Annotated in this window: 18 protein-coding genes; 5 read left to right on the forward strand and 13 right to left on the reverse strand. The window is 69.3% G+C overall.

What is annotated here, in order from left to right; all coding sequences use genetic code 11:
* Positions 1 to 10: 10 nt before the first annotated feature.
* On the reverse strand, positions 11 to 658 hold the full coding sequence (locus ACFCV3_RS11365) for an HAD family hydrolase (RefSeq protein ID WP_376028891.1): 648 nt from the start codon (positions 656 to 658) through the stop codon (positions 11 to 13).
* A 169-nt stretch (positions 659 to 827) separates the two neighbouring features.
* Here ACFCV3_RS11365 and ACFCV3_RS11370 point away from each other — a divergent pair, with 169 nt between their 5' ends.
* The 3 genes from ACFCV3_RS11370 (at position 828) to ACFCV3_RS11380 (ending at position 3,470) form a co-directional block, all read left to right on the forward strand.
* On the forward strand, positions 828 to 1,679 hold the full coding sequence (locus ACFCV3_RS11370; RefSeq protein WP_376028893.1) for a PAC2 family protein: 852 nt from the start codon (positions 828 to 830) through the stop codon (positions 1,677 to 1,679).
* A gap of 97 nt (positions 1,680 to 1,776) precedes the next feature.
* Entirely contained in the window at positions 1,777 to 2,559 is a 783-nt protein-coding gene (locus tag ACFCV3_RS11375) for a L,D-transpeptidase (protein ID WP_376028896.1), read from the forward strand.
* 20 nt (positions 2,560 to 2,579) lie between these two features.
* Entirely contained in the window at positions 2,580 to 3,470 is an 891-nt protein-coding gene (locus tag ACFCV3_RS11380) for a hypothetical protein (RefSeq protein ID WP_376028899.1), read from the forward strand.
* 210 nt (positions 3,471 to 3,680) lie between these two features.
* Here the strand turns inward: ACFCV3_RS11380 and mshC are convergent, their stop codons facing one another.
* Together mshC and ACFCV3_RS11390 are read right to left on the reverse strand one after the other, a co-directional pair.
* Positions 3,681 to 4,901 (reverse strand): cysteine--1-D-myo-inosityl 2-amino-2-deoxy-alpha-D-glucopyranoside ligase, encoded by a 1,221-nt coding sequence (gene mshC / locus ACFCV3_RS11385; RefSeq protein WP_376028901.1) that lies wholly within the window; start codon positions 4,899 to 4,901, stop codon positions 3,681 to 3,683.
* An 87-nt stretch (positions 4,902 to 4,988) separates the two neighbouring features.
* Positions 4,989 to 5,795 (reverse strand): NmrA family NAD(P)-binding protein, encoded by an 807-nt coding sequence (locus tag ACFCV3_RS11390; RefSeq protein ID WP_376028903.1) that lies wholly within the window; start codon positions 5,793 to 5,795, stop codon positions 4,989 to 4,991.
* A 100-nt stretch (positions 5,796 to 5,895) separates the two neighbouring features.
* Here ACFCV3_RS11390 and ACFCV3_RS11395 point away from each other — a divergent pair, with 100 nt between their 5' ends.
* Entirely contained in the window at positions 5,896 to 6,795 is a 900-nt protein-coding gene (locus tag ACFCV3_RS11395; protein WP_376028904.1) for an AraC family transcriptional regulator, read from the forward strand.
* Here ACFCV3_RS11395 and ACFCV3_RS11400 read toward each other — a convergent pair.
* From ACFCV3_RS11400 to ACFCV3_RS11430, 7 genes are all read right to left on the reverse strand, one after another.
* A complete protein-coding gene (locus ACFCV3_RS11400) occupies positions 6,758 to 7,321 on the reverse strand; it encodes a hypothetical protein (protein WP_376028906.1) in 564 nt (187 codons plus the stop codon). The two genes, ACFCV3_RS11395 and ACFCV3_RS11400, sit on opposite strands and share 38 nt — an antisense overlap.
* Before the next feature lie 79 nt (positions 7,322 to 7,400).
* A complete protein-coding gene (locus ACFCV3_RS11405; protein ID WP_376028909.1) occupies positions 7,401 to 8,081 on the reverse strand; it encodes a hypothetical protein in 681 nt (226 codons plus the stop codon).
* On the reverse strand, positions 8,081 to 8,905 hold the full coding sequence (locus ACFCV3_RS11410; RefSeq protein WP_376028911.1) for an ATP-binding cassette domain-containing protein: 825 nt from the start codon (positions 8,903 to 8,905) through the stop codon (positions 8,081 to 8,083). Before ACFCV3_RS11410 ends, ACFCV3_RS11405 begins: the two co-directional genes overlap by 1 nt.
* Positions 8,902 to 9,258 carry a PadR family transcriptional regulator gene (locus tag ACFCV3_RS11415; protein ID WP_376028914.1) on the reverse strand — a complete coding sequence of 119 codons (357 nt, stop codon included), beginning with the start codon at positions 9,256 to 9,258 and terminating at the stop codon, positions 8,902 to 8,904. The genes ACFCV3_RS11410 and ACFCV3_RS11415 overlap by 4 nt, the downstream gene beginning before the upstream one ends.
* An 84-nt stretch (positions 9,259 to 9,342) precedes the next feature.
* On the reverse strand, positions 9,343 to 10,134 hold the full coding sequence (locus tag ACFCV3_RS11420) for an SCO1664 family protein (protein WP_376028916.1): 792 nt from the start codon (positions 10,132 to 10,134) through the stop codon (positions 9,343 to 9,345).
* Complete coding sequence (locus ACFCV3_RS11425) at positions 10,127 to 10,705, reverse strand: DUF3090 family protein (RefSeq protein ID WP_376028918.1); 579 nt, start codon at positions 10,703 to 10,705, stop codon at positions 10,127 to 10,129. Before ACFCV3_RS11425 ends, ACFCV3_RS11420 begins: the two co-directional genes overlap by 8 nt.
* Before the next feature lie 13 nt (positions 10,706 to 10,718).
* Entirely contained in the window at positions 10,719 to 11,405 is a 687-nt protein-coding gene (locus tag ACFCV3_RS11430; protein WP_376028920.1) for a histidine phosphatase family protein, read from the reverse strand.
* 49 nt (positions 11,406 to 11,454) lie between these two features.
* Here ACFCV3_RS11430 and corA point away from each other — a divergent pair, with 49 nt between their 5' ends.
* Positions 11,455 to 12,426 (forward strand): magnesium/cobalt transporter CorA, encoded by a 972-nt coding sequence (gene corA / locus ACFCV3_RS11435; RefSeq protein ID WP_376028923.1) that lies wholly within the window; start codon positions 11,455 to 11,457, stop codon positions 12,424 to 12,426.
* Here corA and ACFCV3_RS11440 read toward each other — a convergent pair.
* From ACFCV3_RS11440 to ACFCV3_RS11450, 3 genes are all read right to left on the reverse strand, one after another.
* The gene (locus tag ACFCV3_RS11440; protein WP_376028926.1) at positions 12,423 to 12,821 is read right to left on the reverse strand and encodes a hypothetical protein; all 399 of its coding nucleotides are present in this window, start codon (positions 12,819 to 12,821) and stop codon (positions 12,423 to 12,425) included. The two genes, corA and ACFCV3_RS11440, sit on opposite strands and share 4 nt — an antisense overlap.
* 73 nt (positions 12,822 to 12,894) lie before the next feature.
* A complete protein-coding gene (locus ACFCV3_RS11445; protein ID WP_376028928.1) occupies positions 12,895 to 13,722 on the reverse strand; it encodes an undecaprenyl-diphosphate phosphatase in 828 nt (275 codons plus the stop codon).
* Positions 13,723 to 14,772 carry an LLM class F420-dependent oxidoreductase gene (locus tag ACFCV3_RS11450; protein WP_376028931.1) on the reverse strand — a complete coding sequence of 350 codons (1,050 nt, stop codon included), beginning with the start codon at positions 14,770 to 14,772 and terminating at the stop codon, positions 13,723 to 13,725. It abuts the gene before it with no gap.
* Positions 14,773 to 14,798: the final 26 nt, after the last annotated feature.

Here is a 14,798-nt window from a genome sequence, read left to right on the forward strand (position 1 = left end):
CGGTAACGCCTCAGGAGAGCAACTGCCGCAGTGACTCCGGAGTCACGGCTTCCAATGAGCCAACGATCAACCGGCGCGGCGCCTCGGGGATCGGCACCCAGTGCGGAACCGCGATCACGTACGCACCGGCCGCCGTACCCGACTCCGTCCCGGTCATCGAATCCTCGATCACGGCGCACTGCGCCGGATCCACCCCGAGCTTGGCGGCCGCGGTCAGGTAGGGCTCGGGATGCGGCTTGCCGTTCGTCACCTCGTCACCGGCGATGATCACGTCGAACGGATCGTCCGGCAGATGACTGAGCACCGCGTCGATCATCACCCGGTACGACGCCGATACCAGCGCGCACGGTACGTCGGCCTTGCGCAGCGCCTGGAGCAGCTCCAGCGCACCCGGCTGGAACTCGACCTCCCGGCGCAGCGACTCGATCACCTCACTGAAGATCCGCTCGGCCAGGTCCTCGGCGGTGATCACACCGGCCGGGAGTGCTGCCAGCCAGACCTGGACAGCGTCGCGCAGATCGCTGCCGATCAGCCCGAGGCTGTCCTCGTCGGTCCAGGTCCCACCGAGCTCGGGCAGCACCCGCAGCTGCACCTCTGCCCAGACCTTCTCCGAGTCGACCAGCGTTCCGTCCATGTCCCAGAGCACGGCCTGCAGCACGGCTCCCCCTCCACTTGTTCGGTGTTCGGAAGCCATTTTCCTTCGGCGCGGGTCGACACGTTCCGCCGGGGGTGAAACGCGGGGCGTGGCGGGACCGAACGACGTAGGCTGGGCAGTCCGGATTCCGGCAGCCCTGCCGGACGGCTAACAGACGACAGGGGGCCTGCGAGTGGTTGATCTCGCGAACCTGAGGGACCCGGTCGTGATCGCGGCGTTCGCGGGCTGGAACGACGCCGCCGAAGCGGCCACCGGAGCGGTCGACCACCTGATCGAGGAGTGGAACGCCGAGCTCGTCACCGAGATCGACCCGGAGGAGTACTACGACTTCCAGGTGAACCGGCCCGAGGTCGGCTTCGACGAGAACGGCGACCGTCAGCTGACCTGGCCGACGACCCGGGTCTACGTGGCCCAGCCGGCCGACACCGACCGCGACGTCCTGCTGATCCGCGGGATCGAGCCCAACATGCGCTGGCGCGGATTCGCCCAGGAGCTGCTCGAGGTCGTCGACGAGTCCAACGCCCAGATCGTCGTCGTACTCGGCGCCCTGCTCGCCGACTCACCGCACACCCGGCCGATCCCCGTCTCGGCGACCTCCTCGGACGAGGGGCTGAACGCATCGTGGAGCCTGGAGCCGTCGACGTACGAGGGGCCGACCGGTATCACCGGCGTCTTCGGTGACCTCTGCGGCGCCCTCGGCGTACCGGCGGTGTCGATCTGGGGCGCGATCCCACACTACATCGCGGGCTCGCCCTGCCCGAAGGCGTCGCTGGCGCTGCTGAGCAAGATCGAGGCCCTGCTCGACCTGCAGATCCCCGAGGGCGAGCTGCCGGAGATGGCCCGCGCGTGGCAGCGCGGCGCCGACGAGCTGAGCGAAGAGGACCCCGAGGTCGCGGAGTACGTGCACTCCCTGGAGGAGCAGCGCGACACCGCCGACCTGCCGGAGGCCTCGGGTGACGCGATCGCCGCGGAGTTCGAGCGGTACCTGCGCCGGCGGAACAAGAACCACCCGGACACGCCTTGAGAGTTTTTGCTACTCACGGGTCACCTACCGTGGCGTAACGCCCTGGATCGGCCTATTGTCGTCGTCGGACGGTAGGCCGGTCACTGGGGAGTACGACATGCGTGGGTCGCGGGGTGAGCACGGCAGTTCGTCGATGCCCGCCCTCGCCGTACTGCTCATCCTCGGCGCCGTCGCGGTGATCGGCATCCTCGGCAACGATGACGACGAACCGCCACCGGTCGACCTGACGGTCCTCGCCGCATCCAGTACGGCGACCACGATCGCGACCGCACCTCTCGATCCCGAGCCGTACGCCGCGACCGACGGGATCGTCGTGCACCCGCGCTCCGAGTCCGCCCTGTACTCCGCGCCGGACGGCGACCCGTTCGCCAAGATCGGGCCGAAGCAGTTCGGGCCGACCTGGCTGCCCGTGGTCGAGCAGACCGACGGCTGGGTCCGCGTGCTGCTGCCCTCGAAGCCGAACCGGTCGACCGGCTGGATGCGCGACGACGATCTCGAGCGCGCGAGCTCGCCGTACCTGATCCGCGTCCATACCGGATCGCGGACGATCGAGCTGTTCGAGAAGGGCAAGCGGTTGGGGGCGTGGAAGGCCGGCGTGGGTGCGCGCAAGACGCCGACCCCGGCCGGTCGCACCTTCCTGCTCGGCTCGATCGTCGACCACAAGCGCTCCGCCTCGCCGATCGTGCTGCCGTTGGGTGCGCACAGTCCCACTCTCGACACGTTCGGTGGCGGGCCTGGTACGGTCGCGATCCACGGCTGGCCGCGCGCCGACGTGTTCGGAGCCGCGATCAGCGCCGGCTGCGTCCGGGTGCCGAAGACCGCCTTGGCGAAACTTCAGCGGGTCCCGCTCGGGACCCTCGTTCAGATCGACAACAAGTGACGTACGTGAGGAGACCGGAGATGCGCCGACAACTCGTACCGACCGTCGTCACGGCAGCCGCCGTGGCCGGAGTCGTGGCGTTCAGCCTGGTCGCCAGTAGCCCGGTGGGTAGCGCGGCCACCCGGCCCTCGTCGGCCTACGCGGTCAGCGCCGAAGGCCAGGTGCCCGTCGACAAGACGCCGTACGTCGAATCCGCCGACGGCAAGCCGAAGAAGTCCTCGGCCCTCGAACTGCCGGACAACCCGCTGCTCGCGGTCCGCGCCGGCACCGTCAACGCCGGCAACAACTCGGCCTCCGTCGAGCTGATCGACATCTCGGTCGGCGCCGACATCCTCGGCCAGATCCCGATTCCGCCGGACCTGAAGAAGCGGTGCGACGAGCTCCCGCCGACCGGCGCCGACGACCTCCCGCTCCCGGACATCAAGCTCCCGGACGTCGGCCTGCCGCTCCCGCTGCCCGAGCTGAGCACCAAGGACCTGCCGGTCAAGAACCTCCCCGACCTCTGCAAGCTCCTGCTCACCCCGCCGAGCTCCCTGGTCGGCATCGACGCGGTCAACGTCTGGTGCTCCGGAGCCAAGGGCGGTGTCGACGTCGGCTCGCTCACCCTGCTGGGTCAGACCATCAAGATCCCCAGTACCACCCAGTCCTTCAGCACGCCCGCCAACCCGCTGATCGCCATCACGGTGAACGAGCAGACCAAGAACGCCGACGGCTCCTTCACCGTCACCGGCCTCAAGATCAACCTCGGCAACGGCGCCCAGATCATCCGCCTGGCCTCCGCCACCTGCGCCAAGCCCGCCCTGGTCAAGCCCAGGCCCACCCCCAAGCCGACCCCGCACCCCCCGGCCGACCAGCCCCCCAACGCCCCTCAGCCCACCCCCGTCAAAACCCACCTCCCCGTCACCGGCTGACCAGCACGAACGACAGGAGGTCTCCCCTCCACCGGCCGCTCGCCCCGCCTGAGCGCCCCCACCAGGTGCGGTCGACCCCCGGCACCTCCTGTCCTTGCTGCGGCTCTCGCCTTCCCTCGAGAAGACACGCGGAGCCTCAGCGGTTAGACAAGACCTCTTGTACAAGATCATTGCAAGCAAAAGCCCCGCCGGACTCGGTGGGGCTTTGGGTCAGAGCTTGATGCCCAGGAGGGCGTCGATGGCTTGGGCTACTTGGGCGGGTGCGGCGGTGTCGTCGCCGTTGGTTTCGGACCAGGTGTCGATGGCGGAGAGGGCCGCGACGGTGTCCAGGTCGTTGGTGAGAGCAGCTCGTACGGCGTCAACTGCGGCGGCGCCGTCGGGGCCGGTGCCGCGGCTGAGTGCGCCGCGCCAGAGGTCCAGGCGGGACTCGGCTTCCGTCAGACCCTCGGTGGTCCAGAACCAGTCGGTCCGGTAGTGGTGAGCGAGGAGCGCGAGGCGGATCGCCATCGGGTCGGTCCCGGACTGGCGTTCCTGGGAGACGAGCACGAGGTTGCCCTTGGACTTGGACATCTTCTCGCCGTCCAGCCCGACCATCGCCTGGTGGACGTAGGCGCGCGCGAACGGGTGCCGGCCGGCCGCCACCTGGGCTCCGCTGGCGGACATCTCGTGGTGCGGGAAGATCAGGTCCGATCCCCCGCCCTGGACGTCGAACGACATCCCGAGGTGCTTCAGCGCGATCGCCGAACACTCCACATGCCACCCCGGCCGGCCCCGGCCGACCGGTGAGTCCCACGACGGCTCGCCGGGACGCTCGTGGCGCCACAGCAGGCTGTCCAGCGGATCCTGCTTTCCGGAGCGGTCCGGGTCTCCCCCACGCTCGGCGAAGAGCGCGGTCATCGTCTCCCGGTCGTAGTTCGAGACGCCACCGAAGGCCGGGTCGGCCTTGACGGCGAAGTACAGGTCACCGTCGACCGAGTAGACGGCACCGGCCTGCTGCAGCTCCTCGACGGCGGAAGCGACCAGATCGATCGACTCGACGACACCGATGTAGTGCTGCGGCGGGATCACGCGGAGCGCGGTCATGTCGTCGCGGAAGAGCTGGATCTCCTTGTGCGCCAGCTCGGTCCAGTCGACGCCGGTCGCGGCGGCCCGCTCGAGCAGCGGGTCGTCCACGTCGGTGATGTTCTGCGTGTACACGACGTCGTACCCGGCGTCGCGCCAGAGCCGGTTCACCAGGTCGAACGTGACGTACGTCGCCGCGTGGCCCATGTGGGTCGCGTCGTACGGCGTGATGCCGCACACGTACATCCGTGCGGTCCGGCCGTCGGCCGGCGCCACCTCGACCGGTCCGCCCGAAGCGGTGTCGTGGAGGCGCAGCCGCCGGCCCTGGCCCGGGACGACCGGGATGTCTGGTTGAGTCCACGCCTGCATGCTCTGGAGCTTATGTCAGCCCGGAATTCCGCGCGGCGACCCGGTTCCATTACCTGGTCTCGCCCAGTCGCCCCGACCACGTTTCAGTTACCCTGCCCAGGTCCGCTCGACGTACGCCGTGAAGGTCCCGGCCGGCCTTCCGAGCAGCGCGGCGATGTCGTCGCTCGGCGTGGTCAGGTACCCCTCCCGCATGATCGCGTACAGCTCGTTCAGCTCGTCCGCCACCTCGGCCGGCCAACCGCTGCCCACGATCATCGAGCGATACTCGGCCGGCGTCACCGCGACGTACGACACCGCCCGCCCCGACACCTTGGCGATCGCCTCCACCGCCTCGTCGAAGGTGATCGCCTCCGGCCCCGACAGGTCGTACGCCCGCCCGTGGTGCTCGTCCGACGTCAGTACCTTGGCCGCTACCTCCGCCACGTCCTCCAGGTCCACGAACGGCTCCCGCACGTCCCCCGCAGGCAGTTCCAGCCGTCCCGACAGCACCGCCTCCTGCCACACGTCCTCGGAGAAGTTCTGCGCGAAGTTGTTCGCCCGCAAGATCGTCCAGCCGACCCCTGAGGCCTGCACGGCCCGCTCCCCCTCGGCCATCCCCGCACCGAACCGCCCGGCCACCTTGTCCATCGAACGCCCCGAGAGCGCGACAAACCGCCGTACACCGGCCGCCACCGCCTGCTCCACAAAGGCCTCGATCGGCTCCGGATCCTCGGGCGCCACCAGATACACCGCCTCCACATCCTGTACGGCGGCCGCCCAGGTACCGCGGTCGGTCCAGTCGAACCGGGTCTCCCCCGACCGCGATGCCGCCCGTACCTCGACACCGTCCGCACGCAACCGCGCAACCACTCGCTTACCCGTCTTACCTGTCGCGCCCAGCACCAGAATCGTCATACTCACAGTCAATCCGCCACCCGCACCGGACCGAATGGTCGAGCGGACCACACTCATGTGCCGACGGCCCACTTCGACGCAGGGCACTACGGTGGTGGGTGTGGATCCTCTCGACGACCTGTTGCGCGGCCTGCGGGCCGAAGGCGCCGTTCTCGGTACGCCGGTGCTCGCGCCGCCCTATGCACTGCGTTTCGTCGACGGCGCGGCGATGACGTTCCTGGCACCGCTCCTCGGCTCCGGCTGGATTGTTGCCGACGGCATCGACCCGGTCCGCGTCGTACCGGGTGACACCGTGATCGTCCGTGGTCCACAGCCGTTCCTCTTCACCGACGACCCGGCGCGCTCGGGTCCGACCGTTGACACGCGGTGCGACGGCCGGGTCGACTCACCCGGTCCGATCGACGACGGCACCGTCCTGATGGCGGGTGCCTATCACGTTCGCCAGGAGCTTCCCCGCCGCTTGCTCGACGAGCTGCCGCCGCTGGTGGTCATCCCCGAAGACCACGACTGCACGCCGCTGCGCGACTATCTGCAAGAGCGGATCGCAGCCGGTGCACTCGGGCGTCACGTCGGTCTCGACCGGCTCCTCGACTGGTTGATGGTCTGCTGCCTGCGCGACTGGTTCGACGCCAACCGTCCGCCTTGGTACGCCGCTCTGGGCGACCCGGTGGCCGGCCCGGTCCTGCAGGCCATGCACAGCTCCCCCGCGGCGCCGTGGAGCCTGGCCGGGCTCGCCGAGGTCGCGGCGGTCTCCCGGACGACGCTCGTACGGCGGTTCAGTGACCTCACCGGGCAGGCCCCGCTCAGCTACCTGACCGAGCTCCGGATGACGCTGGCCGCGGACCTGCTCGCCGAGCCCGGAGCGACGGTCGCGACGGTCGCCCGCCGGGTCGGGTACGCCGACGCGTTCAGCTTCAGCGCCGCGTTCAAGCGCGAACGTGGCGTCAGCCCGAGCAGCTACCTCATCGGCCAGAAGGCCGATCGGACCTCGGTCGGCTAGCAGCCCGGTCCGGATTCCAGAGCTCGACGCAGATGCGCCCGACGAACGCGGCACCGGCCGCCGTCAGCACCAGGATCCACGCTCCGCCACCAAGCAGGACGGAGTGCGGACCGTCGATGTCGGCCGTCGACGGCCCGAGCTGACTCCGGGACTGGAACAGCGAGATCACCACCACGGCGGCAACCGCGACGATCATCAGCCACAGCGAGCGCAGGATGAGACCGGCACCGGTCAGCCGGAGCGCAATCGCCGCCGCGGCCAGTGGGAGCAGCACGAACAGTGGAGCGATGATCGCCGCCACGATCAGGATCGCGATCAGGACGGCACCGACGGCGGCGAAGAGTCCGGCGAAAACAGCCTCGATGCCGGACCGGCCCTCGGTCGCACCGGCGGTCAATCCCGCCACGACGGGCTCGCCGATCTGGATGAACAGCAGCGCGGCCAGCGGACCACCGACCACGATCGCAGCCAGAGTTCCGGCGGCTGCGCCGGCAGAGGCTGCGGCGGACCTGGCCAAGGCCAACATCGAGTGATTCTCCCGACCGTCGGAACGCGAACAGGCGGAGCCTAACCTCGCACCGGTTCAGCAGATCTGTGGTCGGCCGTCACTGGGTGGAAGGAACGGGGAGTCGCCGGGGACGCAGCCGGAGTACGCCGGCGATCCAGGTGGTGCCGATGGCAATCGCGGCGACCGCGGCGAAGTGCAGCAGGCCCTGGGCCAGGTCGGCGCCGCCGGACGGATCGACGGCGTACGTGGTGAACTCTCGCGTCGACCACAGTGGGAGGAACTTGGCGCCCGTGCCGTCGGGGTCGGCGAGCATCTGCAGGGCCATGATCGAGAGCAGCGCCAGTGCGCCCTCAAGCTCTCGTGGGACGAGCAGACTGACGGCAGCACCGAGCGGGGCCGCGATCAGGACGCTGGTGCCGAGGAGCAGCGCGACCGTCCACAGGTGCGCCACGTCCTGAGTGAGTGCGACCAGAGCGAAGTACGCACCGGCCAGCCCCAGGCCGGTAGCGGTCAGGGCCAGCTGGCGACCGGCGACGAGTGCGCTCGGCGACGCGCCGACGATCGCGAGCCGCTGATCCAGGTCGCGGGAGCTGACATGGGTGAACAAGGAGAGCGTGGCGACGGCCCATCCGACGCCAAGGGCGAGAAAGCGGACGGCTTGTCCGGTGGTGTCGATCCGAGCCAGGTAGAAGGCCAGCGGCAGCGCGACGACCAGGGCCAGGGCGCGGCGCCGGCGGAGGAGTTCGCGAAGGGTCACGGCGACGACGGCTGACACCATCACTGGTCCTCCGATCGGTGCAGCTCGACGAGGTGATCGACCCGCTCCAGGTCTTGCAGCAGGTGCGTGACCACGAGGACGCCGGCACCCGCGTCCCGCCACTTGAGCACCTGGTCCCAGAAGTCGAGGTAGCTGTCCTGGTCGAAGCCCTGGTACGGCTCGTCGAGCAGGATCAGGTCGGGACTGTTCAGCTCGGAGAGGACGACGTTCAGCTTCTGCTGGGTACCGCCGGACAACCGGGCCGCGGACAGTCCGGACCTTGGCCGCCAGCCGAGTCGCCGGCACAACTGATTGCCGGTGGACACGGCCTTGCGTCGTCCCATCCCGTGTACGGCGCCGAACAGCCGGAAGTGTTCGGCCGGGGTGAGGAACCCGGACACACCGCCCTGCTGGGGCGCGTAGCCGATCCGCGGGGTGCGCTCGACGACTCCGCCGGACGGTGCCGTCATCCCACAGCAGATCTTCAGCAGCGTCGACTTCCCACAACCGTTGGCGCCGACGACAGCGGCCACCTCGCCGGCGCGCAGGGTCAGGCTCACGTTGTCGAACACGGTGTGCCGCCCGTAGCGCTTGGAAACCCTGGACAAGCGCAGGACGACCTCGCCCGCGGGCATCGTCGACAACCGCGGCTGGGGCGTGCGGACGGCCTGCGCCAGCCGGACGGCGTACGCGGCCGCAGGTCCGTACAGCTCGCTCGGATCTGCACCGGCGCCGCGGGCTTCCTCGTGACTGTCCTCGGTCAGCCGGCGGGCTTCGGCCGGTTCCACGCCGAGCTCGATCAGGCTCCGATCCAGCCGTCGCGACCACTCCTCGGCGGGCGTCACCCGCGCCGCTCCGATCCCGCTCGCTGCGCCTGCACCGTCAGCGACTCCACCGAGTCGCGGAACTGGCGCCAGGACCCGATCCGGTCGGCGACAGCGTCGTGGCCGGCCGCGGTCAGGTCGTAGTACTTGCGCCGCGGCCCCGTTGCCGAGGGCATCCAGTCGGTCTCGACCAGGCCCTGTTTCTCCAGCCGGAGCAGGGACGGATACAGCGTCCCGCCCGGGATCTCGTCGAACCCGGCCGCGACCAGCCGCTGGGTCAGGCCGAGGCCGTAGTCGCGGCGCTCGGCCAGCAGACAGAGCAGGCACACATCGAGGAAGCCGTGCAGCCACTGCTGCCGGAGGTTCACGCTCATGGGTAGGTAGGCTAACTGACAACCAGTATGAAGTCTAGCTGACTACCGTCGGTCAGAAGGTCGCCCAGTCAGGAGGTCGCCCAGTCAGAAAGCCGGCCAGGGGATCGCCGGCCAGTCCTCGCTCGGGTAGGGAAACGAACCGGTCTTCAGCAGGGTCGCGCAGCGCTCCCGGGTCGCGGTCAGCTCGACCGCGGTGATCAGCCGGCCGAGCTCCTGCCCGAAGCCACCGGCCAGTCCGTCGGCGAGCCGCCGTACGTCGTCGAGGAGGTCCGGCGCGATCGGCTCACCGGCCCAACCCCACAACACGGTCCGAAGCTTGTCGTCGGCGTTGAACGTCACCCCGTGGTCGACGCCGAACACGCGGCCGTCGCCCGGGTTCAGCACGTGGCCGCCCTTGCGGTCGGCATTGTTGACCAGGGCATCGAACACGGCCATCCGCCGCAACGCCTCGGTGTCCGCATGGACCAGCGTCACCGGGTTGTGCCGTCCGTCCAGCGCATCCAGTACGCCGACCCAACCGGATGGCACCCGGCCTTGCGGCACGATGTCGACCAGCTCGGTCTCCCCCGCGCCCACTTCGACCTCGTCGATCCACAACTGGACCATGCCCTCACCGAGCGGCCCGTCGCGCAACAACGTCGGCGGCACGATCGACCAGCCGAGCTCCTCCGAGACGACGTACGCCGCGTACTCCCGCTCGGCCAGCGTGCCGTCGGGAAAGTCCCACAGCGGCCGCTCGCCCTGCACAGGCTTGTAGACCACCGTCGCGCTCGCCGCACCAAGACTGACCGAACCCTGGTACGTCCCGTTCGAGGCGGCCACCAGCCGGCCGTGCAGGGAAAGCTCCCCACGAGCTAACAGGTCTGAATCAGTCATTCGGGAGGTGCCTGCGGTAGCCGTTGGCCCTCGGGCAGATGTGGCCTTCGGGGTCGATCGGGCGGCCGCAGAACGGGCAGCTCGGCCGTCCGGAGGCGACCAGCGCCACCGCGCGCCGGGCGAATGCCCGGGCCTGCTGCTCGCTGAGCCGGACCACGAACACCTCGCTGTCCTCGGCTTCGAGCGCGGCCGCGACCGGGTCGTCGTCCTCCAGCTCGACCTGCTCGGTGGTGACGACCGCGAACACCTCGATCACCACCCGCTCGGAGTCGGCCTCCCAGGCCAGCGTCATGGTGCCGGCCCGGAACTCCTCCTCGATCGGCTGCTCCAGCGGGTCGGTGTCGTCCGGCCCGACCGGGGTCAGCGGCTCCCGCTCGAACCGCCGCGCGACCTCGTCCAGCATCACGTCCAGCCGCTCCGCGAGCGCCATCACCTGTTCCTTCTCACAGGCCACCGAGGTCAGCCGGACCCCGGCCCGGGCCTGCAGGAAGAAGGTTCTCGCACCGGGTTCCCCCACGGTGCCGGCGACGAACCGCTCAGGATCGTCGTAGGAATGAACAACGCGCGCCATACCTAAGACCCTATTACCGTCCACCTACAACGGCGTCCGAGGACTGCTTTTTGGTCGTTTTGCCCTTGGCCGCCGGCTTGGGAATCAGCGACGCCAGCTCGCTGCCGGTGTCGTTCAGCCGGACCAGGAACGGGCGGGTCTGGGTGTAGGTGATGATCGTGGTGGAGGCAGTGTCGACGACGATCCGCTGGAACGTGTCCAGGTGCTGACCGAGCGCATCCGCAACGATCGCCTTGATCACGTCTCCGTGCGAGACTGCCACCCAGATCGCATCGTCCGGCAGCGCGGCATTGTGCGCCCGGACGGCGTCGACCCCGCGCTGCTGCATGGCCCGCATCGATTCGCCGTTCGGGAAGGTCACCGCCGACGGATGGGCCTGGACAACGGCCCACAGCGGGTCCTTGGCCAGGTTCGAGATCTTCTGGCCGGTCCAATCGCCGTACTCGCACTCGGTGAGCCGCCGGTCGGTCGCCGGCCGCAGCCCGGCGTGGTGCTTCGCGATCGCACTCGCGGTCTGCCGGCAGCGCTCCAGCGGCGAGGTGACAAGCGCGGCCAGCGGCAGCCCCGCGAGCCGCTCGGCGACTGCCTCGGCCTGCTGAACCCCCGTCTCGTCGAGCTTCACACCCGGCGTCCGCCCGGCCAGCGTGCCGGATGTGTTCGAGCTGCTGCGGCCGTGCCGAACCAGAATCACCGTGGGCATAGGGGGCACGTTATCCGGTCGGCGCAACCACCGGTGCCATGATGGGGCGGTGATCGTGGATTGCGGGGTGTACGCCGAGGGCGAGCGGCTCGATCTGCCGAAGGAACCCGAGACCGTTGCCCGGACCATCGACCAGGACACCGGCACCTTCGGCTGGGTCGGCCTGCACGATCCGTCCGACTCCGAGATGCGCCGCGTGCAGGCCCTGTTCGGCCTGCACGAGCTCGCCGTCGAGGACGCCCTGAAGGCGCACGAGCGCCCCAAGGTCGAGCGGTACGGCGACGCCCTGGTCGTCGTACTGCGCACGCTCTGGTACGTCGACGAGGGCGATCAGGTGGAGACCGGCCAGGTCAGCGTCTTCGTCGGACCGCGGTACGTCGTGACCGTGCGGCACGGCGCCGGCGCGGAACTGTCCACCACCCGGCAGGCGCTGGAGGAGCGGGCCTCGATGCTCGGTCACGGCCCCGGAGCGGTCCTGTGGGCGGTCTGCGACTCGGTCGTCGACGGCTACGAGGAGGTCGCCGACCAGGTCGAGATCGACATCGACGAGGTCGAGTCCTCGGTCTTCTCGCCGGAGCGGACCAGCGACGCCGAGCGGATCTACAAGCTCAAGCGCGAGGTGCTCGAGATGCGCCGGGCGATCGTCCCGCTGCGCGAACCGATGGAGGCGTTCGCCCACGGCGCCCCCGGCATCAACCAGAACGCATCGGCGTTCTTCCGCGACGTGGCCGACCATGTCAGCCGGGTGTCCGATCAGACCGACGCCCTCGACACCCTGCTCAGCTCGGCGCTCAACGCCCATCTCGCCCGCGTCTCGGTGCAGCAGAACGACGACATGCGCAAGATCTCGGCCTGGGTCATGATCGCCGCGGTGCCGACCATGCTGGCCGGCATCTACGGCATGAACTTCGACCACATGCCCGAACTGCGCTGGCACTTCGGGTACTACGCGGTACTGCTCCTGATGGGCAGTGTCTGCGGCACCATGTACGGCATCTTCCGCAAAGTGGGCTGGCTCTAGCCGACCCGGACCGGGGCTCCCGGCTGGTTCGGGCCGACGAAGAACTCCGCGGCCACGAGGCCGGCCACGAGAACCACCGGGAGGTAAACAGCGAACGGCCACTTGAAGGAGGTGACCCGGGCCACGAGAGCCACCCCGACCGGCGCGTAGACGAAGCCGTTCATCACCGCGAAGGTCGGCATCACCTCAGTGATGTAGGCCAAGACATAGACAGGCATGCCGATCATGCCAGCTGCGGCGTAGGCGCAGCCGAATGCGCGGCCCCACGAGTTCGCCGGCAGCCACACCTTCCAGCCGGGCGGCGGCGGTCCCCAGCTCGGATCCGGCTGCCAGCCGGCCTTCGGCCGCCAGCCCTCGGGAGGCCTCGGCCAGTTCGGTGGCGGGTTGTAGATCATCCTCGGCTCCTGTCGATCGGCCTCGATGTCCCGAGTCTCCTCACCCCCCATGACATCTCGATGACAGCGAGATCTAGGTCGCCGTGATCGTGCTGGTGGCGAGCAGGATCAGGATCACGAGGCCGATCAGCACCCGGTAGAAGGCGAAGACCTCCGTCGTGTGCTTGGCCACGAACCGGACCAGCCAGGCGACCGACGCGTAGCCGACGATGAAGCTGACCACTGTGCCGACCAGCAGCGGTACGGCGCCCACGTGGCCCCCGAGTGCGTGCGGCAGCTCGAATACCGCGGCCCCGACCAGGGCCGGGATGCCGAGCAGGAACGCGACCCGGGTCGACGCGACCCGGTCCATGCCGCGGAACAGACCCGCCGTGATGGTCGCACCGGACCGCGAGACGCCCGGGATCAGCGCCAGGCACTGGACGAGTCCCATCACGATCGCGTCGGTCAGGGTGATCTTCTCCAGCGGCCGCTTCTTCGAGCCGAGCCGCTCGGCCGCGACCATGAAGAACGACCAGCCGATCAGCGATCCCGCGACCCACCACATGCTCCGCAGCGGACCGGAGATGAGGTCCCGGAAGACGAATCCGACGACGCAGATCGGCAGCGAGCCGATGATCACGTACCAGCCCATCCGGTGGTCGAACTCGCCCCGGTATTCGGGCTTGGTGAGTCCGCGGAACCACGCCACGGCGTACCGGGCGATGTCCTTCCACAGGTAGAACACGACCGCCGCGATCGCGCCGAACTGGATCACCGCGGTGAACGCGGTCACGCTCGGGTCGTCGATCGGCAGCCCGAGGGCCTTCGACGTGATGGTCAGGTGGCCGGTACTGGAGACCGGCAGGAATTCGGTGAGCCCCTCGACGATGCCGAGGATGATCGAGTCCCAGATCGTCACTCAGGCACCCACTCCGGACAGCTCCAGCGCCTCCGCCAGCACCCGCAGGTCGGCGATCCGCTGGTCGACGGTCGACGCGAACGGGGTGACGGCCGCGGTGGTCACCCCGGCCTCGGCGTACGCGGTCAGCTTCTCGGCCAGCCGCTCCTTGCCACCGAGCAGCGAGATCCCGTCGATGAAACCGTGCGGTACGGCGGCCATCGCGTCCCGGTGCTGCTTGGCCAGGTACAGGTCCTGGATCTGCTTGGCCTCGTCGGCGTAACCCATCCGAACCGCTAGCGCGTTGTAGAAGTTCTTCTCCCGGCTGCCCATCCCGCCGATGTACAGGGCGGCGTACCCACGGATCGGATCGGCGGCCGCGTCCAGATCGTCACCGGTCATCAACGGAACCGAAGCGACGACATCGAAACCGTCGAGCCCCAGCTGGCGGGACTGACGTCCCGCCTCGATGTGCTTCAACTGCTCTCCAAGATAGGCGGGGTCGTTGAGGATCCCGAGCCAGCCGTCGGCGATCTCGCCGGCCAGCTCGAGGTTCTTCGGGCCGACCGCGGCCAGGTAGACCGGCACGTGGTCGCGGAGCGGGCGGCTGGACAGCTTCAGCGCCTTGCCCGGTCCGCCGGGCAGGGGCAGCTCGAAGTGCTCGCCGTGGAACTCCACCGTCTCGCGCCGCAGGGCGGCGTTGACGATGGCAACGTACTCGCGGGTGCGGGCCAGCGGCTTGTCGAACCGGACCCCGTGCCACCCCTCGGACACCTGCGGCCCGGACACGCCGAGACCGAGCCGGAACCGGCCGCCGGACAACCGGTCCAGCGTGGCCGCGGTCATCGCGGTCATGGCCGGCGTCCGGGCCGGGATCTGGAAGACCGCCGCGCCGACGTCGATCGTGGTCGTCTGGGCGGCGATCCAGGTCAGCAGCGTGGCGGCGTCCGAACCGTACGCCTCCGCCGCCCAGGTGACCGAGAAACCGAGTGCCTCGGCCTCCTTGACGAGCTTCAGGTGGTCCAAATGCTCGTCGCCGAAGACGAAGCCGATGTTCAGTCCGAGTCGCATGACTGGCGAGCCTATCCAGCCGTTGT

The sequence above is a fragment of the Kribbella sp. NPDC056345 genome (assembly GCF_042262745.1).
Classification (GTDB): Bacteria; Actinomycetota; Actinomycetes; order Propionibacteriales; family Kribbellaceae; genus Kribbella.

Bases quoted from the DNA above. Each gene is read 5' to 3' on its own strand.
- ACFCV3_RS11375 (WP_376028896.1), top strand. From the start codon at position 1,777: ATGCGTGGGTCGCGGGGTGAGCACGGCAGTTCGTCGATGCCCGCCCTC.
- ACFCV3_RS11380 (WP_376028899.1), top strand. From the start codon at position 2,580: ATGCGCCGACAACTCGTACCGACCGTCGTCACGGCAGCCGCCGTGGCC.
- mshC (WP_376028901.1), bottom strand. From the start codon at position 4,901: ATGCAGGCGTGGACTCAACCAGACATCCCGGTCGTCCCGGGCCAGGGC.
- ACFCV3_RS11390 (WP_376028903.1), bottom strand. From the start codon at position 5,795: ATGACGATTCTGGTGCTGGGCGCGACAGGTAAGACGGGTAAGCGAGTG.
- ACFCV3_RS11400 (WP_376028906.1), bottom strand. From the start codon at position 7,321: ATGTTGGCCTTGGCCAGGTCCGCCGCAGCCTCTGCCGGCGCAGCCGCC.
- ACFCV3_RS11405 (WP_376028909.1), bottom strand. From the start codon at position 8,081: ATGGTGTCAGCCGTCGTCGCCGTGACCCTTCGCGAACTCCTCCGCCGG.
- ACFCV3_RS11415 (WP_376028914.1), bottom strand. From the start codon at position 9,258: ATGAGCGTGAACCTCCGGCAGCAGTGGCTGCACGGCTTCCTCGATGTG.
- ACFCV3_RS11420 (WP_376028916.1), bottom strand. From the start codon at position 10,134: ATGACTGATTCAGACCTGTTAGCTCGTGGGGAGCTTTCCCTGCACGGC.
- ACFCV3_RS11425 (WP_376028918.1), bottom strand. From the start codon at position 10,705: ATGGCGCGCGTTGTTCATTCCTACGACGATCCTGAGCGGTTCGTCGCC.
- ACFCV3_RS11430 (WP_376028920.1), bottom strand. From the start codon at position 11,405: ATGCCCACGGTGATTCTGGTTCGGCACGGCCGCAGCAGCTCGAACACA.
- ACFCV3_RS11440 (WP_376028926.1), bottom strand. From the start codon at position 12,821: ATGATCTACAACCCGCCACCGAACTGGCCGAGGCCTCCCGAGGGCTGG.
- ACFCV3_RS11450 (WP_376028931.1), bottom strand. From the start codon at position 14,772: ATGCGACTCGGACTGAACATCGGCTTCGTCTTCGGCGACGAGCATTTG.